This window comes from Candidatus Delongbacteria bacterium (assembly GCA_041675285.1).
In the GTDB taxonomy this organism is placed as follows: domain Bacteria; phylum CAIWAD01; class CAIWAD01; order CAIWAD01; family CAIWAD01; genus CAIWAD01.
The window spans coordinates 40,258-63,574 of sequence record JBAYTZ010000015.1; the positions used below are offsets into that span (position 1 = coordinate 40,258).

The window sequence follows — 23,317 nt, forward strand, 5'->3', positions numbered from 1 at the left end:
CCGTCGCGCCGCCGCTCAGTTGCCGAGACTCCAGGCCAGCTCCGTGGCGGAGCCGGCCGGGGAGACGCGGATGTAGCCCTGCATCTCCTGATGGAGCGCGGAGCAGAAGTCGGTGCAATAGAAGGGATAGACGCCGGCGGCCGTGGGCTCCCAGCGCAGGGTGCGGGTCTCGCCGGGCATGATCAGCAGCTCGGAGTTGTGGGCGCCCAGCACGGCGAAGCCGTGGGGCACGTCCCAGTCCTGCTCCAGGTTGGTCACGTGCCAGAGCACGGTGTCGCCCACCCGCACGCCCTCGATGTTGTCCGGCGCGAAGTGGCTGCGCGCGGAGGTCATGTAGACGTGGACCTCGCGACCCTTGCGCTCCACGCGCGCGTCCTTCTCCGACTTGGTGGCCTGGGGGTGCGTGTTCTCCTCGATCTTGAAGAAGCGCACGCTCTTTTCCTTGAGCAGCTCGGCGGGGAGAGCCTGGGCGTAGTGCGGCTCGCCGATGGTCGGGAAATCGAGCAGCAGCTTCATCTTGTCGCCGCTGATGTCGATCAGCTGCGCCGACTGCGCCAGCTCCGGCCCGGTGGGCAGGTAGCGGTCCTTGGTGATCTTGTTGAGCGCGACGACGTACTTGCCCCAGGGCTTGGCGCTGTCCCCGCCCGGGATGCAAAGGTGGCCGATGGAGTAGTAGGTGGGGATGCGGTCCACCACATCCCAGCTGCCGATCTTCCACTTGACGATCTCGGAGCTGATGAAGGACGAGGTGTAGGCGTAGCCCTGCCCGTCGAACTCGGTGTGCAGCGGGCCCAGGCCGGGATCCTTGACCTCGCCGGCGATGACCGCGTCGTACTTGAGCACGGGGATGCCGTCGATCTCGCCGTCGAAGGCCTTGGACTCGATGGCGGCCAGCATCTTTTTGAAGGAGTGGACGGGGATGACGGTGGCCAGCTTGCCGCCCGCCACGATGTACTCGCCAGAGGGGTCCACGTCCACGCCGTGGGGCGACTTGGGCGTCGGCAGGTAATAGATCAACCCCGGGCAATCGGCGGGGTCCAGAACCTTGACCGAGTTGTGTGTCACGCTGGCGGCGATGCGCGACTTCTCGTCCATCCGGTTGCTGACGTAGTTGGCCTTCAGCTCCCGCGCCTTGCCCTGGGCCACGTACTCCTCGGCCTTCTTCCAGTTCACGGCCGCCACGAAGTCCTTGTCGTTGCGCGAGGCGTTCACCTCCAGCAGCGAGCTGGCCTGCTCGCTGTTGTAGCACGTGAAGAAGGACCAGCCGTGGGACGGGCCCTTGCCGCTGTGTGACAAGTCGTAGTTGAACCCCGGCACGAGGATCTGGAAGGCCAGCGCCATGTGGCCGTTGGCGGGATCGACGCTGATGTAGCTGATGGTGCCCTTGAACTTCTCCGCGTAGCTCTTGATGGCCACGTCTTCCTGGGGAATGGGCACGCTGAAGCGCGTGGAGGCCACCACGTATTCGCTGTTGGGCGTGATGAAGGGCGAGCCGTGATTGCCGGCGGAATTGGGGATCTCGATGATCTCCGCCGTCTCGAAGGTGGTCAGGTCGATGCGGGCCACACGCGGCGTGTTGTTGCCGTTGATGAACAGCCAGCGGCCGTCGGGCACGCCGTCCGTCTGGGACAGCTCCGGATGGTGGCTGTCGTCCCAGGGCACGAAGCCGTGGGAGGTGTTGAACATGGCCAGGGTCTCCTCAGCGTAGCCCCAGCCCTTTTCCGGGTATTGCGAGAAGACCGCGATGTCCTTCAGGTGCCGCCCGGAGGGCAGGCCGTAGACGGTCAGGTTGCCGCTGAAGCCTCCGGAGCAGAACAGGTAGAACTCGTCGTGCGAACCCGGCGCGACATAGACCTTGGCCGCGGCGTCCGCGTCGCCCATCAGGTTGCGGTCGGACTTGCCGCAGGACTGGGACAGCAGGCCGGTCCCGCCCAGGGCCACCAGGGCGAGGGCCGTCAGCGCCCGCCGGCGGATCGAGGTGCGATTCATCCATCCTCCCTTGTAAACGTGGCTCAGCGGCCGGCCGGGCTGGCGGTCCCGGTGCTGCCCGCTGAACGGATGTACTCCAACACGGCCCGGGCGTCGTCCGGACTGAGGTTCTGCTGGGCCATGGGGGCCAGATATTCGGCCAGCAGCTTCTTGGCCTCGGGATGGCGCTTCACCATCTCGTCCGGGTTGAGGATCATGTTGAGCACGTAGCGGGGCGTGCGCCGGCTGAGCACGTCGCCCAGGGCCGGGCCGATGAAGCGCTCCCCGAGCTTGTGGCAGGAGAGGCACTTCTGCTCGAAGATGAGCTGGCCTTTGGCCGCCAGGGCGGGATCCAGGGCTCCCAGCTCCACGGGCGCCTTGACAGGCCCGATGCCGTTCTCCAGCTCGTCGCCGCTGAGGCCGCTGGGATCGGCTGTTGTTGTGGTGCCCGACTCGGCTGGGGGGTCGGAAGACGGACCGCAGCCCAGGGTCAGTGCCAGGCCGGCAGCCAGGATCAGCAGGCAAATGCGCATGAGGCTCTCCACGAATTCGTGATATCAGGACATCGACGTCCTAATTAAACGGGAGCCGTGGAATAAATCAATACCCACAGGTAGTAGTTAGAAAATCGCCCGCTTCCGCGGGGGATTCGAACCTGGGTGGACGTGTGGGCCCTGTTCGGAGATCCTACATTGGCACCCAGAAAATCCGGGGCCGGCATGTCGTTCATCAGCCTCAATCCATTCACCGGCCGGGAGCTGTTCCGCTGGCCCCGGCTCGAGGCCGGGGAGTTGGAGGCGCAGCTCGCCCGCAGCGCCGCGGCCCAACCGGAATGGGCGGCGCGTCCCCTGATGGAGCGGCTGGAGATCCTGGAGCGGGCCGGGGATCTGCTGGAGGAGCGGGCCCGGCCGCTGGCCGTGCGGATGGCCGAAGAGATGGGCAAGCCGCTGAGCCAGGGCCTGGCCGAGGCGCGCAAATGCGCCACAGTTTGCCGCTGGCTGGCCGGGCACGCGGCGCGCGTGCTGGCGGACCGGGTGGTGGCCACCGAGGCCCGGCGCAGTTTTGTCTGCCAACAACCGCTGGGGCTGGTGCTGGCGATCATGCCCTGGAACTTCCCGCTCTGGCAGGTGGTGCGGGCCGCGCTGCCGGCGCTGGCGGCGGGGAACGGCGTGCTGCTGAAACACGCGCCCACGACCCAGGGCTGTGCGGAGGACCTGTGCGCGCTGCTGCGCGAAGCCGGGCTGCCGGCGGACCTGCTGCCCAATCTGCGGCTGGAGCCGGAGGCCGTGGCCGAGCTGATCGGCGATCCGCGCGTGGCCGCCGTGACCCTGACCGGTTCCACCCAGGCCGGCCGGCGCGTGGCCGAATTGGCGGGCCGGCACCTGAAGAAGTGCGTGCTGGAGCTGGGTGGCAGCGATCCGGGCGTGGTCCTGTTGGATGCCGACCTGGAGCTGGCGGCTGCGACGCTGGTGGCCAGCCGGATGATCAACAACGGCCAGAGCTGCATCGCCAGCAAGCGCTTCATCGCCCCGCTGGCCCTGCGCCGGGACTTCGAGCCGCTGGTGCTGGAGAAGATGCGTGCGCACGCGCTGGGCGACCCGCTGGACGAGGAGTGCCGGCTGGGACCGCTGGCCCGCGCCGATCTGCGGACGGGGCTGGACGACCAGGTGCGGCGCAGCGTGGCGGCGGGGGCGCGCCTGCTCTGCGGCGGCACGATCCCGGCAGGGCCGGGCCACGGCTATCCGGCCAGCGTGCTGACGGACGTCGCGCCGGGCCAGCCGGCCTTCGACGAGGAGCTGTTCGGTCCGGTGGCCGCGCTCGGCTGGGCGCATGACGAGACCGAGGCCCTGGCCTGGGCGGCGCGCAGCCGCTATGGCCTGGGCGCTTCCGTGTTCACGCGCGACCTGGAACGCGGCGAGGCGCTGGCCCGCGCGGCGCTGCCCGCCGGGGCCGTCTTCGTCAACGCGCTGGTGCGCTCCGATCCGCGCCTGCCCTTTGGCGGCATCCGCGATTCGGGCTTCGGCCGGGAATTGGCAGACGAGGGTCTGCGCGAATTCGTCAACTGCAAATCGATCTATATCGCCTGACCGGGAGGAACCCCATGCACAAACTGGTGCTGCTGCGCCACGGGCAAAGCGCCTGGAACCTGGAAAACCGCTTCACGGGCTGGACGGACATGGACCTCTCCCCCGAGGGGATCCGCGAGGCCACCGCGGCGGGACAACTGTTGAAAGAGGAGGGCTTCGTCTTCGACCAGGCCTGGACCTCCGTGCTCAAGCGCGCCATCCGCACGCTCTGGATCACGCTGGACGGGATGGATCAGATGTGGATTCCCGTCACACGCAGCTGGCGCCTGAACGAGCGCCACTACGGCGCGCTGCAGGGCCTGGACAAGAAGGAGACGGTGGAACGGCACGGAAAGGAGCAGGTGCAGATCTGGCGCCGTTCCTTCGACACGCCGCCGCCGCCGCTGGAGTTGGATGATCCGCGCCATCCGCGCTTCGACCCGCGCTACGCGGGCGTGCCCGCCGCCGAGCTGCCCGCTTGCGAGTCCCTCAAGGACACGATCCAGCGCTTCCTGCCGCTCTGGAACGGCCAGATCGCGCCGGCCATCCGCTCGGGCCAGCGCGTGCTCATCGCCGCGCACGGCAACAGCCTGCGCGCGCTGGTCAAGCACCTGGACGGGATCAGCGACGAGGCGATCACCGGGTTGAACATCCCCACGGCCATTCCCCTGCTCTACGAACTGGACGACGACCTGCGGCCGCTTTCGAGCCGCTACCTGGGCGACGCCGAGGCCGCCCGCAAGGCGGCGGAGGCCGTGGCCAAGCAGACCGGATGAGACCAGCCGTCGTCCTGCCCGGACGCGGCCGACTGCTGGAGCGGCTCCTGCGTCACGTCGAGGATCCCGCGGCACGCCTGATCGCGCTGACGGGACCGGCCGGCGTGGGCAAGAGCCGCGTGCTGGAGGCGCTGGAGGAAAGCCTGTCCCCGGGCATCCTGGTGCTGAGCCACGTCTGCCAGTGCCGGGACGGGGCCGCGGGCGGCGCCCTGGGCGGTCTGCTGGAGCGGCTGGGCCGCCAACTCACGCCCTCCGGCCTGCTGGCCCTCTACGAAGAGCCCGGCTTGCGCCGGCTGTTCGCACTCAGCCCCGCGCTGCTGGGCCGGCTGGAGGCGCGCCAGGAGCCCGGCCAGTTCCAGTTCATGCCCGTGCTGGAGAGCCTGGTCACGCTGCTGGGCCGCCTCTCCCAGGATCGGCCGCTGCTGCTGATCCTGGACGACCTGCAATTCGTCGACGAGACCAGCCGCAGCCTGCTGGAGGGCCTGCTGGCGCATCCCGCGCTGGACGAACTGGGCGTGACCCTGCTCATCGCCTGCCGCGAGCTGGACGCGCTGCCCTTCGCGGCGGAGTGGCGCCGCCTGTTGGGTGAGGTGCCCGGCTTGTTGAGCGTGGAGGTGGGCCCGCTGGATCCGGAAGGTCTGCGTGAGCTGGTGGCCGGCGAGCTGGACCCCGAGGCGCCTCGGAGCCTGGAGCCGCTGCTGGAGCGGCTGCTGGCCGAATCAGGCGGACTGCCCTTCCTGGCCGTGCTGTTGCTGCGCCACGCGCGCCGCGGCGGCCTGGTGCGCGCCACGCTGGAGGGCTGGCGCTGCGGGGCGCCGGACGAGCTGTCCCGACTCCTGCGCGGCGGCCTGGTGGACGAATTGCTGGCGCCCCTGCTGGAGCGCCAGCCGGCGGCGCGCTTTCTGTTGACCTGGCTGCGCGCGGTGGGCTTGCCGGCCAGCCTGGAGCCGTTGCGGCGCGCGGCGCCCGGGCGCGATGGGATCTGGGAACCGCTGGCGGAGGAGCTGCAGCGCCAGGGCGTGCTGCGCCATCTGCCGGACGAGGCGGATCCCGACCGCTGGGAGTTCGCCCACTCCCTCTGGAACGAATTGGCCGGCGAGTGGCTGGAACCCGCCGAGCGCCGGGACTTCCTGCTCCAGGTGGCGGCCGGCCTGGACGAATCCGACCGCGACCAGCGCGTGCTGCGGGCCGGGCTGCTGGGGCGCGTCGCCCGGGAATCAGCCGACCTGCCCGCCCGGGAAGAGGCCGTTGTCCAGCTGCGCGGCCTGCTCTCCGATCTGGCCGAGGACGACGCCAACCTGGAACTGCAGCTGCGCCTGGCCGGCGACCTGCGCGACCTGGCCGTATCACGCGGGGACTATTCGCTGGCCGTCCGCACGGGCGTGCTGGCCAGTCTCTCCATCAACGCGGTCGCCGCGCTGGCCGAGTGGCTGGAGCAGGCGGACTTCGAGCGGCTGGACGCCGCGACGCGCCTGCTGGTCCTGCAGCACATGCCGCGGCACTCGCTGATCCTCAACCGTCCCGGGGACCTGCTGCCCTGGGTGGAGCGCATGGAGGCCCGCGGCGACCTGAGCGAGCCCGAGCGCGCCGCCCTGCTGCTGACGCGCCTGCAGCGGCGCTACTCCAACTCCGACTGGGAGGACGCCGCGCCGGAGTTCCAGCGCCTGGCGGGCCTGGACCTATTGCCCGAACAGGCGGCCTGGGCGGACGTGCTGCGCTGTCTGGCCGCGCCCGCCGGCGGGCTCGACGCCCGCGAACGGTTCCAGGCGCTGGAGAACCTGCTGCGGGAGAAGTCCGGTCTGCTCAGCGCCGCGCAGCAGCTGAGCGTCTTCTTCGAGCTGCACAACCTGGCCCACCTGTTCGCCGGCCAACCCCTGCTCAAGCCCTGGCAGGAGCCGATGGTGGAACAGGCCCGCCGGATGGCGAGCGTCTCCGTGGCCCGCCAGCGCGACTACCTGGCCCGCGTGCTGGCGCTGGTCGGACGCCACGACGAAGCCGAGCGCATGCTGCGCGAGAACCTGGCCTCCTTCCTGCGCCGCCGCTGCTGGACGCCCGCCGCCGAGGCCGCGCTCTTCCTGCTCAACCTGCTGAAGCGCCAGCGCCGGCTGGACGAGTCCGCCCGGCTGGTGGAAGAGCTGGGCACCCTGCTGGAACAGCCGGCCACCACCTACACCCAGCGGGCCGTGGTGCTCACCGCCCTGGGCATCGAGTGGCGCCTGCTGCGCACGGAGGTGGCCGCGCGCCTGCTGGAGCGCGCCGAATCCTTCATGGCCGATGAGCGCGCCCCGGAGCTGAACCTGGCCCTGGGCTACAGCCGGGCCCACGTGCGCGTCCAGCAGGCGGAGACCGGCGGCGACTGGGCCGTGGCCGCCGCGGCCTGCGAGGCCATGGTGGAGCAGTATCGCGGGCTGGGTCGCGGGGACGTGGAGATGCTGATCTTCTGCCTCATGCGCGACCGGGCCCTTGCGCACCTGCACGGTCCCGATCCCGCGCGCCGGGCGGCGGACTACCTGCCCGCCGTGGCCGCCGCCCGAGAACGCCGCGAATACGATCTGGTGCGCTTCCAGGTCCTGATCGGTGAACTGGCCCTGGTGACGGGCGAGGACGCCGTGGCGGACGCCGTGGCCGAGGGGCTGGCGGACGTGGAACAGGACGCGGCCCAGGCCGCCGCCTTCCGCGTGGCCCTGGCCTGCCGGCGCGGCGACTCCCACGCGGCGTCCGCCGCGCTGCTGGAAACCTGCTGCCAGCTCTCCACCCAGCCGGGCAGCCAGCTGGTCCTGCACCTGCTGGGGCGCTGGCCCGGGCTGACGGCCTGGCCGCCCCCCCGCCCCTGTCCGCCCCGGCTGGCCTGCCTGTGGGCCTGGGCCCTGGCGAACCTGGCCCAGGACGGCCGGCCCTTCCGGCTGCCCGGGCTGGAGGTGGCGGAGTCCGAGCGCTGCGCCTTCGTCCGGCACACCCTGGCCGAGTTGCGCGAACCTCGCCGCGACGAGTCGCCGGCTGAGCGCGCGCGGCTGGAGCGCGAGCTGGAGCGCCTCGAGACCTGGCTGTCCGACCAGGAGGAGCGCGCGCCGGGCCGCGGCCTGCGCCTGCAGGTGCTGGGCCCCGTGCGCCTGCTGCTGGACGGCCGCGAGCTGGATCCGGCCACCCTGAAGACCCGGGTGGGCGTGGAACTGCTGGCCCTGTTGGCCATCCGGGCCTGGCAGGGGCGGGAGCGCCTCGGGCGCGACGAGATCCTGGACGCCCTGACCCTGGAGGGCCGGCCGCTGCTCAGCGAGTCCAGCCTGCGGGTGGTGATCAGCCGGCTGCGCAAGGCCCTGCTGCCCCAGAGTCCCGAGGCCATCCGCTTCCAGGAGCGCCAGGGCTACGCGGTGGCGGAGGATCTGGGCCTGTCCGTGGACGCGCTGGACTTCGAGCGGGCCTGGACACGCGCCCAGGACGCCCAGCGCAAGGGGCGCGCGCCGGAAGTGGAACGGCACCTGGACGACTGCCTGGGCCTGTACCGCGGCTCCTTCCTGCCCGGCGGCGCGGCCTGGACCGAGCCCCTGCGCGGCCACTTCGAGCGCCGCTTCATGGATGCGGCCCGTCAGCGGCTGAAGCTGTTGGAGGGGCAGGACGAGCTGCGCGGCGAGTTCCTGGCCCGGCTCAAGGCGCGGCTGCCCGTCCTGGCGGAATACCTGGCCGTGGAGGCCTGAGGCGGCGAGCGGCCCTTTCCCTGCCCGCCGATCCCGATCTTCCAGCGCACAGCGACGATCCCGATCCGGACCCACGCAGCCCCTGGCCGGGGCCGAGCCGCGCGCTGCGCCGGCCCGGGGACGACTTATGAACGGCGAGCAAGGAGAGCGGCAGCCATGGCGTTGGAGATCAAACAGGCGGACTTCCTGGTCAGCGTGGCCAACGCGAACCACCTTCCCGAGCCGCCCTGGCCCGAGATCGTCTTCGCCGGGCGCAGCAACGTGGGCAAGTCCAGCCTGATCAACATGCTGCTGGGGCGCAAGGCCCTGGCCAAGGTGAGCGCCGCTCCGGGCAAGACCCGGCTGGTCAACTACTTCCTGGTCAACGAGACCCTCTACTTCGTGGATCTGCCGGGCTACGGCTACGCCAAGACCAGCCAGGTCCTGCGCCAGGACTGGGCCAAGCTCATCGACGAGTACATCCGCACCCCGCGCTCGCGCATCGTGGTGCAGCTGCTGGACATCCGCCACCGGCCGGCCAAGCAGGACCTGGAGAGCCTGGAGTGGCTCTGCCACAACATGGTGCCCGTGGTGGTGGTGCTGACCAAGGGCGACAAACTGGGTCGCCAGGCCCAGTACGCGGCCTTGCAGGCGCTCAAGGAGCAGCTGAAATCCCTGCCGATTCTCCAGATTCTGACCAGTTCCGCGCGCTCCAAGAGCGGGCGCGACGATCTGCTTGGATTTCTGGGGGCATGGCTGAAGAAAGGACACGCCAGGTGAGGGACTTTTCCGGCGGCATGGAGGCCGTCCACGCGCTGCAGGACGCGCGCGAGCAGCTGTTGCAGGAGATCCGCCGCAGCATCGTGGGGCAGTCCGAGGTCATCGAGCATCTGCTGATCACGCTGCTCTGCCGCGGCCACGGCCTGGTGGTGGGCGTGCCGGGGCTCGCCAAGACCCTGCTGATCTCCACGCTGGCCCGCGTGCTGGAGCTGAAATTCAGCCGCATCCAGTTCACGCCGGACCTGATGCCCGGCGACATCACGGGCACGGACGTGATCGAGGAGGACCAGAACTCGCGGGCCAAGCACTTCCGCTTCTTCCACGGGCCGATCTTCGCCAACATCGTCCTGGCCGACGAGATCAACCGCACGCCGCCCAAGACCCAGTCCGCCCTGCTGCAGGCCATGCAGGAGCACGAGGTGACCGTGAGCGGGACCACCTACCCGCTGGAGGAGCCCTTCTTCGTGCTGGCCACGCAGAACCCCATCGAACAGGAAGGCACCTATCCCCTGCCCGAGGCCCAGCTGGACCGCTTCATGTTCATGCTGCGCGTGGACTATCCCAGCTTCGCCGAGGAGCTGGAGATCGTCAAGTCCACCACGGGCTCCTCGGGCGAGCTGCCGCGCTCCGTGCTCAGCGCCCAGCAGATCCTGCAGCTGCAGGAGCTGGTGCGCCGCACGCCGGTCTCCGACCACCTGGTGGAGCAGGCCGTCCGGCTGGCCTCGCGCACCCGGCCGGGCAATCCCGATGCGCCGGCCTGGATCAAGGAGCAGGTGAGCTGGGGCGCCGGCCCGCGCGCCAGCCAGTACCTGGTGCTGGGTGCCAAGTGCCGGGGCATCCTGCACGGCCGGCCCACGCCGGACCTGGAGGATCTGCGCGCCGTGGCGCTGCCCGTGCTGCGGCATCGCGTGCTGACCAACTTCGCCGCGGAGGCCGAGGGCGTGACCAGCGACGCGCTGATCGGGCGTCTGCTGGAGACCCTCGCCTGAGATGGCCACGCTGCTCACGCCGGAGCGGATCGGCAAGCTGAAGAGCCTGGACTTGGTGGCGCGCTCCGTGGTGGAGGGCTTCATCACCGGCCTGCACCGCTCGCCCTATCACGGCTTCAGCGTGGAGTTCAGCGAGCACCGCCCCTACCAGCGGGGCGACGAGATCCGCCACATCGACTGGCGCCTGTTCGCGCGCAGCGAGCGCTTCCAGATCAAGCAGTACGAGGAGGAGACCAACCTCCGCTGCCACATCCTGCTGGACGGCAGCGCGTCCATGGGCTTCGGCAGCCCGGGCCTGCTCAGCAAGTTCAGCTGGGGCGCGGCCCTGGCCGCCTGCCTGATGTACCTGATGGTGCGCCAGCAGGACGCCGTGGGCCTGGTCCTGTTCGACGAGGAGCTGCGCAAGCTCATCCCGCCCCGCAGCACGCGCGGCCACCTGCGCCTGCTGTTGAAGGAACTGGAGGGCTGGAAGCCCGCCGGCGGCACGCGCACGGAGGCCGTCCTGCATCGGATGGCCGAGTCGCTCACCCGGCGCGGGTTGGTGATCCTGATCAGCGACCTGCTGGACGACGAGAGCGCGCTGATCCGCGGCCTGAAGCACTTCCGCCACCAGGGCCACGAAGTCATCGTCCTGCAGCCGCTGGATCCGGCGGAGCTGGATTTCGGCCGGCTGGAGGGCGGGCGCTTCCGCGACCTGGAGAGCGGCGAGGAGCTGTCCGCCGATCCGCGCCTGGTGGCCAAGGAGGTCAACGAGCGCGTGGCGGCCTTCGTGAAGAGCCTGCGCGGCCGCTGTCTGGGCGAGGGCATCGATTTTGCCACCTTGAGCACCGGCCGCGAGGTGGACCATGCGCTGCTGGAATACCTGATCAAGCGCAAGCGCGTGGCGGGCTGAGAAGGATGGGCTGGGATGAGTACGTCCATGGATGAGCGGACTCTTCCGACAATTTTGAAAGTGGCGACCTCTGCGCATGCCATCCAGGTGGAGTTGAGCGACGGGCGCACGAATCTGCTGCCCATCGATTGGTATCCCCGGGTGGCGGCGGCCACGGTCAAGGAGCGGGCGCATTGGCGTCTGATCGCCAAAGGTGCCGGGGTCCACTGGGTGGACTTGGACGAGAGCGTAAGCGTGGAGAACATCCTGCAGGGCCGGCCTTCGGGTGAGAGCCAGAGTTCCTTCCAGAAATGGATCGACTCGAGAGCGGCACAGTCCACGACCCGTCCACGCCAGCCGCGCGCTGCGACCCGCTGATCTTGTGACGAAACAACAGGTCGAGACGAATTGACGTCGCTTTTCAATCAACCAGAAGCACGCCGCCTCCTGCGGGACGGGGCCTGGGTCGCCGTGCTGATCGTGCTGCTCTGGAGCCCGCTGCCCGAGATCATCCTGGGGCGCTGGCTGCAGGTCAGCAACGACGTGCGGCCGGAGACCGGGCGCGCCCACGACCGCCTGGACCTGCTGCAGGAGAGCGACAGCCAGGCCGTCAGCCGCTCCACGGTGCTGGAGCGGCAGGCCGAGGAGAGCGCCCGGGTGGCCACCTTAAGCCAGCTGCGCATCTACCTGATGAACCACTCCGAGCTGGACATGGGCCTGGCGCGCTTCCGGGAGTTCTACGGCAGCCTGTCCAGCTGGCAGCAGGACCAGCTGATCGCGCCCGACGCGCTGGAGGACCTCACCCGGCGCGGCCTGCGCGCGGTGACCGTCAACCGGCACGGCGTCCACGCGCGCTTCTCCTTCCTGGACGAATCCCGCAACCGGATGGACGGCACGGAGGTGGACCTGCTGCAGATCCAGCTGTTGCCGCTGGGGCTGGGCCAGGTGGCCGAGCAGGACACGGGGCTGGCGCTGGCGGATCCCGCGCTGACGGAGGTGCGCGACCGCCAGGAGGAGTCGGCCCTTGTGCCCGAGCACCGCGAGCTGCTGAGTCGGCTGCGCCAGGTGCCGGGGCTGAGCGTGCGCCGCGTCTGGCAGGCGCAGGGCGAGATCCTGCTGCTGGAGTTCCGCGCGGGCGGCGAGACCCAGTGGCTGCGCCCGGGCGGCGTGGTGATCAGCAAGGACACGGGGCTGCCCATCCGCAGCGGCGAGGAGGAACGCGAATGAACCGCGACCTGCTGCGTTCCCTGCGTCTGGCGCTCTATTCGCTGATGGGCGTGCTGGGTCTGGGCCTGCTCCTCATGCTGGTCTACACCTCGCTGGTGCAGCACCAGCTGCCCTACCTGCCGCAGAAACTGGCCGACCTGGAGCCGCCCCGTCGGACCACGATCCTCGACCGCAACGGCCTGGTGCTGAGCCGGATCGGCTCCTCGCTGCCCGTCTCGCTGGAGCAGATCTCGCCCTTCTTCGTCAACGCGCTGCTGGCCACGGAGGACGAGGCCTTCCTCGAGCACCACGGCATCGACAAGACCGCCCTGTTGCGTGCGGCGCTCTCCCAGTTCCTGCCGGGCCGGCGCAGCGGCGGCTCCACGCTGACCCAGCAGCTGGCCAAGAACATGTTCTTCTCCTTCGAGAAGAAGGTGGACCGCAAGCTGCGCGAAATGCTGCTCACGCTGGCGATGGAGTCGCGCTACGAGAAGCACGACATCCTGGAGGCCTACTGCAACACGGTGGACTTCGGCGCGGGCAGCATGGGCGTGGAGGCCGCGGCCCAGGAGTATTTCGAGAAGTCCGCCCTCGACCTGGAGGTGGTGGAGGCCGCCACGCTGGTGGCGATCCTCAACGCCCCCACGCGCTACAACCCGCGCTCCAACCCGGCCGCCTGCCGGGAGCGGCGCAACTGGGTGCTGGCGCGGCTGGGCCGCACGGGGCACCTGGAGCGCGACGAGGTGGCGCGGCTCAAGGCCAGCCCGATCCGCGTCAAGCCCGGCAAGCGCAACAACGCGGGCCACCTGCGCGACTGGATCCTGGCCGACCTGGAGGACGAGTACCGCAAGCTGGGCCTCGAGCCCGAGACCATTCCCTACGCCGGGCTGGAGATCCACACCAGCGTGGACGCCCGGCTGCAGGACGTGGCCCAGCAATCGGTGACCGAGTTCTGCACCGATCTGGAGAAGCGCCTGGGCAGCAACGCCACCCAGCTGGACGGGGCGGTGGTGGCCGTGGATCCGCGCAACGGCGAGATCCTGGCGCTGGTGGGCGGCCGCGACTACATCAAGAGCTCCTACAACTGCGCGCTGAGTCCCAATCGCCAGCCGGGCAGCAGTTTCAAGCCCTTCTTCTACTACTCGACGCTGCGCGAGGGCTGGTCGCCGCTGGACCTGGTGGTGGACAGCGTGCAGAGCTACCAGCTCAGCGACATGAACTGGACGCCGCGCAACTGGGACTACAGCCAGAGCGGGCGCCAGACCTACATCTACAGCCTGATGAAGAGCCTCAACGTGGTGGTGGCCAACGCCGCCGTTCGGCAGGGCATGAAGGAGACCATCCGCACGGCGCGGCTGGCCGGGATCACGGCGCCGCTGGAGAACAAGCCCTCCATGGCCCTGGGCGCCTACCCCGTCAGGCCGCTGGAGCTGGCCCAGGCCTACTCGGTCTTCGTCAACCGCGGGATCCGCTCCGACGCCTACGCCGTGCGCCGGGTGGTGGACCGTTTCGGACGCGAGGTGATGCGCCACAAGCCGCGCCAGCGCCAGGCGCTGGATCCGGTGGAATGCTACCTGGTGCTGGACATGCTCAAGGGCGCCGTGCGCTACGGCACGGGCGGCGACCTGCTCTCCGTGCGGGTCTCGGGCGACCTGGGCGGCAAGACGGGCACCACGGACGACTATCGCGACAGCTGGTTCTGCGCCGTGATGCCGCGGCTGGTCTGCGTGAGCTGGGTGGGCAACCGCGACAACCACCCCATGCGCTTCTCGCGCGAGCACGGCGTGACGGGCGCCACGGGCGGCCTGAAGGTCTTCAAGGGCATCCTGCCGCGGGTGGAGGGGATCCTGGGCCGCCAGGGCACCTTTGCCGTTCCGGAGGGCGTCGAGTTCCACGACGTGGATCTTTGGAGCGGACGGGAGACGCCGGGCGGCATCCGCCTGGCCCTGCGGCCGATTGACTATTGAGATGGTGACGCCATGAGGGGACGCATCGATCATCTGCTGGAGCTGGCCCGCCTGGCCGGCAAGGTGCTGCTCTCCTATTCGGTGGCGGCCTGGCTGCTCTATCTGCTCGTGGGCATGCTGCTGCCCAGCCTGCTGGTCCGGGGCAGTCCGCTGACCCTGATCGGCGGCCTGGTGCTGGCCCTGCCCGCGCCCCTGCTGCTCTTCAAGCGCTCGCGGACGCGCCACCCCAATCGGCTGGCCCAGGCCTGGGAGGCGCTGGACCGTCGCGATCCCGCCGGCCTGGCGGCTTTCCACGAACTGCTGCAGCAGCAAACCGGCCTGACGCGGACCGCCCGCACCGGCTGGGAGGAGCGGCTGCTGGACGCTTGGCGCGCGGCGCCGGCGCCGCTGGACGACGGCGCAGCCGCCAGCCTGCGTGATCTGCTCTTCATCCAGGAGCGACTGGGACCGGAAGCGCGGGAGCTGCTGCTGCGCCTGAGCGGCACGGCTGTGGCGCCGCTGGATCTGCTGCGGCTCTGGAACCGCGCCGAGGCCGGCGGACTGGCCCCGGACCCCCGCGCCCTGGCCGAGGCCTGCCGGGCCTTCGGGCCGGGCGCACTGCCCCGCGGCCTGCGAAGCGTCAAGGCCCTGCTGTTCCGACTGGTGCGCGACAACCATCCGGAGGGCCGGGCCCTGCTGGTGGCCCTGCTGGAGGCCGGCCGGTTGCGCGGGCGCGATCTGCCGCCCGACCTGAAACCCGTCTTCGCCCACCTGGCCGCGACGCCGGCCGCGGCGTCCAGCTCCCCGCTGGCGGGCATCCCCTTCCTGCGCTACCTGTCCCTGGGCCGCGCGCGCCTGCGCGGGGTCACCGGGCGGAATCGGCTGGGCGCGGGCTGGAAGTGGGGCGTGGTGCTGGGCGTGATCGCGCTGGCGGCGGGGCTGAGCCGGCTGCTGGAGAAGGCGCCGCCGCCCATGCAGGCGCCGCCCCAGGTGGCCTTCGACTACGCGCCCCCCGCGGACGTGGAGGCGGGCTTCACGCTGCAGATCCTGGCCAGCCGCGACAGCTCCCAGACCGCGGCCTACGTGCAGCGCCTGCACGGCGACGGCCGCTACGCCTACGCGCTGGCGCCGCGCAGCAACTCGTCCTACTATCGCGTGCGGCTGGGCTGGTTCCTGGACCGCGCCGCCGCGGATTCCGTGGCCAGCCTGCTGCGCCAGCGCGGCGTGATCGACGAGTGGTACGTGGCCAACTTCGACCGCGAGGGCCGTCTGTTCGAGACCCTGCTGGCTCCGCCGGACAGCACGGCGGACTCCACCCGCACGGAGCACTGACCATGCCAGGACTCCTCCACTCCCCAAGCCGAACCACCGTGTCACACGGCCTGCATGCCGGCGGGCGTTTCGCTTTGCTGCTGGTGGCGGGGTTGTTCTGCTGGCCCGGGCAGCCGCTGGCCGCCCCGTCGGCGGGAGACGTGGAGACGCTGATCCGCCGTCTGGCCGCTCCGGAGCTGGACGGTCGCCGGGCAGGCACTCCTGGCGGCGAACGCGCCGTGGCGCTGCTGGAGCGCGAACTGGCCGCGCTGGGACTGGCGCCGCTGGAGGGCTTCAGCGGCCTGCGGCAGGAGTTCGAGTTCCACCCGCGCTCGACGGTGACCGGGGAGACGCTGCGGCTGGCCGGCGCCGCCCAGCCGCTGGACCCGGCGGACTGGCAGGCCCTGGCCGCCTCCGGCGCCGGACGGCTGACGGCCCCGGCCGTATTCTGCGGCTACGGGCTGCGGGACGCCGCGGCGGGCTGGCTGGAGTACGAACCCGCCGACGTGGCGGGCCGGGTGGTCCTGTTGCTGCGGCAGGTGCCCGAGGGCCTGGCCGCCGGATCCTCCCCGCAGGCCCAGACCCTGGCGCGGCGCGTGGCGGCGGTGCGGGAGTGCGGCGCGCGGGCCGTGCTGGTCGTGGACAGTCCCTTTGACCTCCAGGCCGCGCGACTGCGGGGCGAGGGTCCGGATCCCGCCCTGGGCGATCTGGGACTGCCCGTGGCGGGCCTCTCCGCCGCTTGGGCGGACAGCCTGCTGCAGCGGGCGGGCAGCGGACTCAAGACCCAACTCTCGCGCCTCAGCCGCGCCAAACGGGCCCAGCCGGCGCTGCCCCTGGTGGGCGAACTGGAATTGTCCATCCGCGTGGAGCGCGAGACGGCCCGCAGCTGGAATCTGGGCGCGGCCCTGCCCGGCACGGGCGCAGCCGCCCGGCGCTGGGTGCTGGTGGGCGCGCACCACGACCACCTGGGACGGGGCGCGGACGGCCGTGGACCGCTGCATCCCGGCGCGGACGACAACGCCAGCGGCACGGCCCTGCTGCTGCAGTTGGCGCGCGATCTGCGGGATTCGCCGGTCGAACCGGCGGGCGGACGCCGCTCCCTGGCCCTGGTCTGGTTCGGGGGCGAAGAGTTGGGCCGGCTGGGCTCACGGCGCCTGGCGGAGGAATCGCCGGCCTGGCTGGACTCGCTGGACCTGATGATCAACCTGGACATGCTGGGCCGGCTGGAGGAGCAGACCCTGCTTCTGCTGGGCGGGGCCGAACACCCCGAACTGCAGCCGGGCCTGGGGGCGGCCGCGGCGGCGGCGGGCCTGCTGGTGCGGGCCACGGGGGAATCCCCCGGCGGCGACCACGAGAGTTTCCGCGCGCTGGGCCTGCCGGCCGTGATGCTGTTCACCGGCGCCCACGAGGACTACCACAAGCCGACGGACACGGCGGAGCGCATCCACGTCGCGGGACTGGAGCCCATCCGGCGCACGCTGGCGGGCTGGCTGCCCGCGGTGCTGGATTCCGGCCTGCGCATCGCGGCGGGCCAGCCGGCGGCGGCCGTGCCCGAAGGCGGCAGTCCCGTGCGCGTGGCCATCGGGATCGTGCCCGGCTACGAGAGCCGGGAGGGCGGCATGCCCGTGCAGGACGTCAAGCCCGGCTCCGCGGCGGAGCGGGCGGGCTTGCGGGCGGGGGACGTGCTGCTCGCGCTGGGCCGCTTCCCCGTGGCAAACATCCACGACTATACCTTCGCGCTGCGCCACTACGAGGCCGGCGAGGAGCTGCCCGTGGCCTATCTGCGGGACGGACAGCGCCGCCAAACCACGGTGCGGCTGGAGGAGCGGATCCGGCCCTGAGCCGGTCCGCCGACGCCACAGAGGAGAGTTCCCATGCCCCAGATCCAGGTGGGCAGTTGCTGGCTGGACATCCGCACCCTGGCGGCCGTGGCCGCGGGCGGCGGCAGTTTCACCCTGACCCCGGAGGCCCTGGCGGCCGTGAACGCCTCGCGGGCCTTCGTGGACCAGGCCGTGGAGCGCGGCGAAGTCATTTATGGCATCACGACGGGCTTCGGCGCCCTGCAGCGCGTGCAGATCGCCCGGGAGGACCTGGGCCGCCTCCAGCACAACCTGCTGGTCAGCCACGCTGTCTCCACCGGCGCGCCGCTGCCCGCCGACGTGGTGCGCGCCATGCTGCTGCTGCGCGCCCACAGCCTGGCCCAGGGCTACAGCGGCGTGCGAGCCGTGCTGATCGAGCGCCTATTGGAACTGCTGCGCCGCGATCTGGTGCCGCACATTCCGGCGCTGGGCTCCGTCGGCGCCTCCGGCGACCTCTCGCCCCTTTCGCACATGGCGCTGCCGATCATCGGCGAAGGCAAATTGATGTATCACGGCACTTGGAAGCCCGCCGGCTGGGTGCTGGGGATCGAAGGCCTGCAGCCGCTGGTGCTGGAAGCCAAGGAGGGTCTGGCCCTCAACAACGGCACCCAGTTCATGACCGCCAGCGCGGCCCTGCTGCTGCACCGGGCCGAGCGTCTGGCCCGCAGCGCGGACATCGTGCTGGCCCTGACACTGGAGGCCCTGCAGGGCAAGTCCGCGGCCTTCGACGCCCGCGTGCACGCCCTGCGCCGCCACCCCGGCCAGGACGCGGTGGCGGACAACGTGCGACTGCTCACCCAGGGCTCCACGCGCGTGGACGCCGTGGACCCGGAGCACCCGCGCGTGCAGGACTCCTACTCCGTGCGCTGCGCGCCCCAGGTCCAGGGCGCCTCCCGCGACACCTTCGCCCAGCTGCGCTCCGCCGTGGAGCGCGAGATGAACTCGGTGACCGACAATCCGCTGGTCTTCGCCGAGGACGGCGAGGTGCTGAGCGGCGGCAACTTCCACGGGGAGCCGATGGCCTTCTGCCTGGACTTCCTCAAGGTGGCCCTCTCCGAACTGGCCTCGATCTCCGAGCGGCGCACGGCCAAGCTGCTGGACTCCAGCCAGAGCCACGGCCTGCCCGCCTTCCTGGTCACCCGCAGCGGCCTGAACAGCGGCATGATGATCTGCCAGTACACGGCCGCGGCCCTGGTCTCCAAGAACAAGACCCTGGCGCACCCGGACTCGACGGACTCCATCCCCACCAGCGCCAACCAGGAGGACCACGTGAGCATGGGCGCCAACGCGGCCCTGCACGCGCTGGAAATCGCCGACCACGTGGGGACCGTGCTGGCCATCGAGCTGCTGGCCGCGCACTACGGCAACCGCTTCCGCGGCGGATCCCCCGGACGCGGGAGCGCCGCGGCCCTGCTGGCGGTGGGCACCTGCCTGGCCAGCGAGGCCGCCAGCGAGGACGAGGTGGTGGATCACGACTTCCGGCGCGAGTATCACGCCCTGAAGCAACTGATCGAGTCCGGCTCGCTGCTGCGTTCGGTGGAAGACGAAGTGGGGCCGTTGCGCTGAGCTGAACGGAGCCGAGATGGGCGTCTACAACCTCTATCTGCTGGACGAGACGCGCGACCCCAAAGTGATCGCGCGGCTGGCGCGGATCACCGGGTTGCCCGAGCGCATCGTCCGGCGCGAGGTGCTGCGTCCGCCCTTCCTGGTCCTGCGCGAGCACGGCTTGTCGCCCGCCGTGGCCATCCGGCGGGACTTCGAGCAACTAGGACTCACTTTGCGCCTGGAGCTGGTGGAGCAGCCCATGGGCGATCCCCGCCATCCCCTCAGCGACGAGCAGGCCCCGGAGGACGGCGGCGAGATCGTCCTGGAAGAGGGGGCGGGCTTCCGCGACGCCGCGGCCGAAGCGCCGCCCGAGCGGGCCTTCCCGGGCAGACAACCGCGTGGGCGCACCCGCGGGCGCACGCTGCTGCTGCCGCTCTTGCTGTTGCTGCTGGCGGGCGGACTGGGCGCGGGCGGGTACTTCCTCTGGGCGGGACGGACCCCGGCGCCGGCCGAACGGGTAAGTCGGGAGCTGGAACAGGAGTTGCCCGGCCTGCAGGCCCGGATGGAGCACCTGCTGGCCGGCACGGACGTTACGCCCGCCTCCCGGGACAGCCTGCGCCAGGAAATGGACGCGCTGGAGGCCCGGACCCGGCCGGTCTGGGACCAGCTCTCCGGCACCTTGCGCGCCGATCTGGAAGCCCTGCTGGCCGGGCGGCACACCTTGGAAATGCGCCGCATGCGCGAGGAGAGCGCCGGTCTGGCCGGCACCGGGAGCGTGGGAAACGGCCTCGCCCTGCCGGCCAGCGGTCCGCCCCCGGCCTCCTTCTGGTCCGACCTGTCCGAGGAGTGGGACCGCCGGGTGGCCCCCGCCGGCCTGGGCGAGCAGCTGGCCCTGGAGCGGCTGGTGGATCAGGTGCGCGAGGTGCGCTCCGGCACGGATCCCGCCGCCCGCAGCCGGCTGGCGGCCCTGGAGCGCGCCCAGCCCGGTGGGCCGGAGCGTTTGGCCGCGCGGGCCCTGGCGGGCTCGTTGCGCCAGAAGGGCGTGGCCTGGACGGGCCAGGGCGAAGCGCGCCAGGGCTGGGCCGACCTGCCGGATTCCACCATCCTGGATGTGACCGAGGAGAGCGGCCGCGTGCATCTGGCGCGGGTGGTGGAGGGGCGGCTGGTCTTCGCCGAGCTGCCCGGCGAACTGCGCGGCGTCTCCGTGCGGCTGGCCGCGCTGGAACTGCAGCCCAAGGGCGTGCGCCGGCTGTTGGAGGCGGGGCTGCGGCTCTTCGCCCCGGAGGTCTACTTCGCCACGCTGCCCGGCAGCAGCCTGCCCCGGCTCAATCCGGCGGCGGCGGAGGCCCAGTGGCGAATGTCGGGGGATCCGGCCCTCAAGGCGGCCCTGGCCCGGCTGGGTCAGGCCAACGCCGATCTGCACAAACCCGTGCTGGAGCGCGATCAGCCCCTGCCGGCCGGCGAGGAGGACCTGGTGGACTGGCTGCGCGCCGCCGCCGCGCGCTACGAGGAGGCCGGAACCTGGCCCCAGTCGCTGGAACTGCGCACGCCGGCCGGGCGCTTCCGGGTCAGCGGCAGCGAACTCTGGCACCTCACCCGGGGCTGAGTACCGGTGCGGGTTGGTTGGCGAGTCTGCCCGAGAGCGCTGGAAGAAACTGGCGCGGCACTTGCAATAGGTGGTCATCGAGTCTGCGGTCCCTTGATATTGGGAGGCCGAAGCATGACCTTTTACAGTGTGTAAGATGGGCCATACTTCGTCCTCCGCACCCGCAGGATCAGGAACAAGACGTCAACACTTTACAAAGGATTGCGAGGCAACCATGCGCAAGACTCTCGTTATCGCGTCCCTGGCGCTGGGGACAGCGGCCATGGCCGCGCAGATGGCGCCGGCGGACGGCCGCCATTCCACCGCCGCCCCGAGCCGGCAGGATCTGTCCAGGCAGACTTATGTGAACGACGCCCTGCCCAACGCCGCCCCCAAGGACGACGCCTCGCAGGTGGACACCGATCCTGTCTACGAGTACGAGCGGCTGGTCGTGGGCACGAGCCGTTATGACTACCAGCACAACGGCTCCTACGGCAAGATGATCGCCATCAGCAGCGACGGCGTCAGCCACGGCAGCTACATGGGTGGCGCGAACATCACCACCGGCCGCCGCGTGCTGGCCTGGTGCGTGGACACCGAACTCACCCAGACCGGTCCGGCCACCAACGTGACGGACGCGCGCGCCGGCTACACGACGCACGCCACCACCGGCCAGAATCCGGCCAACGGCCAGCCCGGCGACTCCGGCGTGGTGGGCTTCCACACCTCCGCCAGCGGCATCGGCTCCTGGTTCGGCACGGACTTCGCCGGCTGCACCATGGCCTTCAACCTGCTGTCCAACAACGAGAGCGCGGACATCCTGTGGCCGCACATCGCCGTGGACTATCAGGACAAGATCCACATGGTCACGGGTGACGCCACCACGGGCGCCACGGCGGACTACGTGTATTACAACGCCTCCACCGACGCCGCCTCCTGGGACGGCACCTTCGTGGTGGCCGTGACCAACAGCAACACGCTGAGCCAGACGGCCACCGCCGCCAAGCATGCGCCGGGCGCGGCCATCTTCGTGATGCCGGACGCCCCCGCCTCCCCCGAAATCTTCATCACGGGCGCTTCCCAGTGGCACCATGACATCTGCTACTACGAGGCCCGCGACGAGGACAACGATCTGTTCGCGCAGATCGAGACCGGCAACATGATCAACGTCACCAAGTACCACGATCCGGAATCCACCGCCCCGTTCCGTCACGGTGTGTTCGCCTACTCGGACGTGGACGGCATCTATGATTCCCAGGAGACCCCGGACCTGCACCTCGCCTGGGGCACGCCGACCTCCTACGCCGACACGATGATGTATTACGAAGTGGGCAACGACACCCTGTTCGTCACCTCCTTCGCCAACGTGGACTCCTGGCACGCCTCCCTGTGGCACTACAACGCCACCCAGAACGACTGGGGCCACATCGCGGGTTGGCAGACGGCCAACGGAGAGAACGACCTGCCCGCCGACAGCATGTACCTGGGCGTGTTCCGCAACGCGTTCGACCGCGTGCAGCTGGCCCACGACCCGGCCACCGGCTACCTCTACGCCCTGTGGAACCAGTACAGCAAGGACGACGTGCGCGCCCGCGGCACCGACAACAAGCAGATGGCCAACGGCGAATTGTACTTGGCCTGCTCCGCGGACAACGGCCAGACCTGGGGCCCGCACCTGAACATCACCAACTCCCCGTCCCCGGGCTGCTCTTCCCCCGACTGCTGGAGCGAGACCTTCGGCTCCCTGGCTGAGATCGTGAGCAACGGCTTCCTGCACATCACCTTCATGATGGACAAGCACGCCGGTTCCTCGATCCGCAACGACGACGCCAACGACGGCTCCCTCGAGACGGTGAACAACTACTACTACATGCGCGTGCCCATCTCGGCCGTTCCGGCCCCCACCACCGCCTGGGATGCCGCCGGTCACGTGGGTCTGGGCAGCTACAAGCGCCCGTGGTACTTCACCAACGGCCACCTGGACACCATCCAGATGGTTGACCGCGTCCTGATCTTCAACGAAGGCCGCAACCCCGTCCACCTGAACTCGCTGACCATGTATCACGACGCCCTGGACGTGTTCGGTGACACGGACAGCGACCTCTACGTGACCTGGGAAGTGATGGAAGGCGATCCCGTCGAGCCCGGCGAGTGGATCGTGGATCCCTCCAACGGCACCGAGTGGGACGGCACCATCCCGGCCCAGACCGCCCTGGTGACGCACGTCTCCGTCGGCCATCGCGGCCTGCCCCTGGCCGAGCAGCTGTTCAAGTTCAGCTTCGACGACGGCACCGACCGCTTCTACCGCTTCGTCTATCAGGGCGCCGCCGGCGAAGGGTCGATGGTGGTGGAACTGGACGAGGAGAACCTGGAGGCCTACGCGGCGACCGTGTTGTACGATCGCGGCGACTCGGTCGACCCGGGCACGACCCCGCGTGACTTCGCCCTGTCCCAGAACGTGCCGAACCCCTTCAACCCCACCACCGAGATCAGTTTCAACATGATCAAGGCCGGTGCGGCGAGCCTGAAGGTCTACAACCTGATGGGCGAAGTGGTGGCCACCCTGGTCGACGGCCCGCTGGCCGTTGGCAACCACACGGTGGGCTTCGACGGCAGCCAGCTCTCCAGCGGCGTGTACTTCTACACGTTGCAGGCCGCCGGCCGCAGCGAGACCCGCAAGATGCTGCTCACCAAGTAGGCAGCTTTCCAGACGACACTGGCGCCCCCGGTCACCGACCGGGGGC

16 protein-coding genes are annotated in these 23,317 nt (G+C 70.4%); 14 read left to right on the top strand and 2 right to left on the bottom strand.

The genetic code is table 11. The features are described 5' to 3' along the window. Positions 1-15: 15 nt before the first annotated feature. Together nosZ and WC326_13400 are read right to left on the bottom strand one after the other, a co-directional pair. Entirely contained in the window at positions 16-1,989 is a 1,974-nt protein-coding gene (gene nosZ / locus WC326_13395) for a Sec-dependent nitrous-oxide reductase (protein ID MFA7332058.1), read from the bottom strand. A gap of 23 nt (positions 1,990-2,012) precedes the next feature. After that, positions 2,013-2,501 carry a cytochrome c gene (locus tag WC326_13400; protein ID MFA7332059.1) on the bottom strand — a complete coding sequence of 163 codons (489 nt, stop codon included), beginning with the start codon at positions 2,499-2,501 and terminating at the stop codon, positions 2,013-2,015. A gap of 186 nt (positions 2,502-2,687) precedes the next feature. On the opposite strand from WC326_13400, the gene WC326_13405 reads away from it, so the two are divergent. The 14 genes from WC326_13405 (at position 2,688) to WC326_13470 (ending at position 23,271) form a co-directional block, all read left to right on the top strand. Continuing rightward, positions 2,688-4,055, top strand: coding sequence for an NAD-dependent succinate-semialdehyde dehydrogenase (locus WC326_13405; GenBank protein MFA7332060.1), 1,368 nt, complete (start codon positions 2,688-2,690; stop codon positions 4,053-4,055). Between the two features lie 14 nt (positions 4,056-4,069). Next, entirely contained in the window at positions 4,070-4,810 is a 741-nt protein-coding gene (gene gpmA, locus WC326_13410) for a 2,3-diphosphoglycerate-dependent phosphoglycerate mutase (protein MFA7332061.1), read from the top strand. Continuing rightward, positions 4,807-8,502: an AAA family ATPase gene (locus WC326_13415; protein ID MFA7332062.1), complete on the top strand. Its 3,696-nt coding sequence runs from the start codon at positions 4,807-4,809 to the stop codon at positions 8,500-8,502. Before gpmA ends, WC326_13415 begins: the two co-directional genes overlap by 4 nt. A gap of 156 nt (positions 8,503-8,658) precedes the next feature. Beyond that, positions 8,659-9,261 carry a ribosome biogenesis GTP-binding protein YihA/YsxC gene (gene yihA / locus WC326_13420; GenBank protein MFA7332063.1) on the top strand — a complete coding sequence of 201 codons (603 nt, stop codon included), beginning with the start codon at positions 8,659-8,661 and terminating at the stop codon, positions 9,259-9,261. 17 nt (positions 9,262-9,278) lie between these two features. Then, positions 9,279-10,250: an AAA family ATPase gene (locus tag WC326_13425; protein ID MFA7332064.1), complete on the top strand. Its 972-nt coding sequence runs from the start codon at positions 9,279-9,281 to the stop codon at positions 10,248-10,250. A 1-nt stretch (position 10,251) separates the two neighbouring features. After that, positions 10,252-11,142 (top strand): DUF58 domain-containing protein, encoded by an 891-nt coding sequence (locus WC326_13430; protein MFA7332065.1) that lies wholly within the window; start codon positions 10,252-10,254, stop codon positions 11,140-11,142. A 27-nt stretch (positions 11,143-11,169) separates the two neighbouring features. Further along, positions 11,170-11,499, top strand: coding sequence for a DUF2442 domain-containing protein (locus WC326_13435; protein ID MFA7332066.1), 330 nt, complete (start codon positions 11,170-11,172; stop codon positions 11,497-11,499). Between the two features lie 93 nt (positions 11,500-11,592). After that, positions 11,593-12,348 carry a hypothetical protein gene (locus tag WC326_13440; GenBank protein MFA7332067.1) on the top strand — a complete coding sequence of 252 codons (756 nt, stop codon included), beginning with the start codon at positions 11,593-11,595 and terminating at the stop codon, positions 12,346-12,348. After that, positions 12,345-14,294: a transglycosylase domain-containing protein gene (locus WC326_13445; protein ID MFA7332068.1), complete on the top strand. Its 1,950-nt coding sequence runs from the start codon at positions 12,345-12,347 to the stop codon at positions 14,292-14,294. The genes WC326_13440 and WC326_13445 overlap by 4 nt, the downstream gene beginning before the upstream one ends. A 12-nt stretch (positions 14,295-14,306) precedes the next feature. Next, positions 14,307-15,605, top strand: a complete 1,299-nt coding sequence (locus WC326_13450; GenBank protein MFA7332069.1) for an SPOR domain-containing protein — start codon at positions 14,307-14,309, stop codon at positions 15,603-15,605. A 38-nt stretch (positions 15,606-15,643) separates the two neighbouring features. Next, a complete protein-coding gene (locus WC326_13455) occupies positions 15,644-17,425 on the top strand; it encodes a M28 family peptidase (GenBank protein ID MFA7332070.1) in 1,782 nt (593 codons plus the stop codon). Between the two features lie 33 nt (positions 17,426-17,458). Continuing rightward, complete coding sequence (hutH, locus tag WC326_13460; protein MFA7332071.1) at positions 17,459-19,009, top strand: histidine ammonia-lyase; 1,551 nt, start codon at positions 17,459-17,461, stop codon at positions 19,007-19,009. Positions 19,010-19,025: 16 nt separating this feature from the next. Beyond that, the gene (locus WC326_13465) at positions 19,026-20,594 is read left to right on the top strand and encodes a hypothetical protein (protein ID MFA7332072.1); all 1,569 of its coding nucleotides are present in this window, start codon (positions 19,026-19,028) and stop codon (positions 20,592-20,594) included. A gap of 214 nt (positions 20,595-20,808) precedes the next feature. Next, a complete protein-coding gene (locus WC326_13470; GenBank protein MFA7332073.1) occupies positions 20,809-23,271 on the top strand; it encodes a T9SS type A sorting domain-containing protein in 2,463 nt (820 codons plus the stop codon). Positions 23,272-23,317: the final 46 nt, after the last annotated feature.

What these genes read in the sequence shown, in the direction of transcription:
- nosZ (MFA7332058.1), bottom strand. Translation starts at nt 1,989, where the DNA reads ATGAATCGCACCTCGATCCGCCGGCGGGCGCTGACGGCCCTCGCCCTG.
- WC326_13400 (MFA7332059.1), bottom strand. Translation starts at nt 2,501, where the DNA reads ATGCGCATTTGCCTGCTGATCCTGGCTGCCGGCCTGGCACTGACCCTG.
- WC326_13405 (MFA7332060.1), top strand. Translation starts at nt 2,688, where the DNA reads ATGTCGTTCATCAGCCTCAATCCATTCACCGGCCGGGAGCTGTTCCGC.
- gpmA (MFA7332061.1), top strand. Translation starts at nt 4,070, where the DNA reads ATGCACAAACTGGTGCTGCTGCGCCACGGGCAAAGCGCCTGGAACCTG.
- WC326_13415 (MFA7332062.1), top strand. Translation starts at nt 4,807, where the DNA reads ATGAGACCAGCCGTCGTCCTGCCCGGACGCGGCCGACTGCTGGAGCGG.
- yihA (MFA7332063.1), top strand. Translation starts at nt 8,659, where the DNA reads ATGGCGTTGGAGATCAAACAGGCGGACTTCCTGGTCAGCGTGGCCAAC.
- WC326_13425 (MFA7332064.1), top strand. Translation starts at nt 9,279, where the DNA reads ATGGAGGCCGTCCACGCGCTGCAGGACGCGCGCGAGCAGCTGTTGCAG.
- WC326_13430 (MFA7332065.1), top strand. Translation starts at nt 10,252, where the DNA reads ATGGCCACGCTGCTCACGCCGGAGCGGATCGGCAAGCTGAAGAGCCTG.
- WC326_13435 (MFA7332066.1), top strand. Translation starts at nt 11,170, where the DNA reads ATGGATGAGCGGACTCTTCCGACAATTTTGAAAGTGGCGACCTCTGCG.
- WC326_13445 (MFA7332068.1), top strand. Translation starts at nt 12,345, where the DNA reads ATGAACCGCGACCTGCTGCGTTCCCTGCGTCTGGCGCTCTATTCGCTG.
- WC326_13450 (MFA7332069.1), top strand. Translation starts at nt 14,307, where the DNA reads ATGAGGGGACGCATCGATCATCTGCTGGAGCTGGCCCGCCTGGCCGGC.
- hutH (MFA7332071.1), top strand. Translation starts at nt 17,459, where the DNA reads ATGCCCCAGATCCAGGTGGGCAGTTGCTGGCTGGACATCCGCACCCTG.
- WC326_13465 (MFA7332072.1), top strand. Translation starts at nt 19,026, where the DNA reads ATGGGCGTCTACAACCTCTATCTGCTGGACGAGACGCGCGACCCCAAA.
- WC326_13470 (MFA7332073.1), top strand. Translation starts at nt 20,809, where the DNA reads ATGCGCAAGACTCTCGTTATCGCGTCCCTGGCGCTGGGGACAGCGGCC.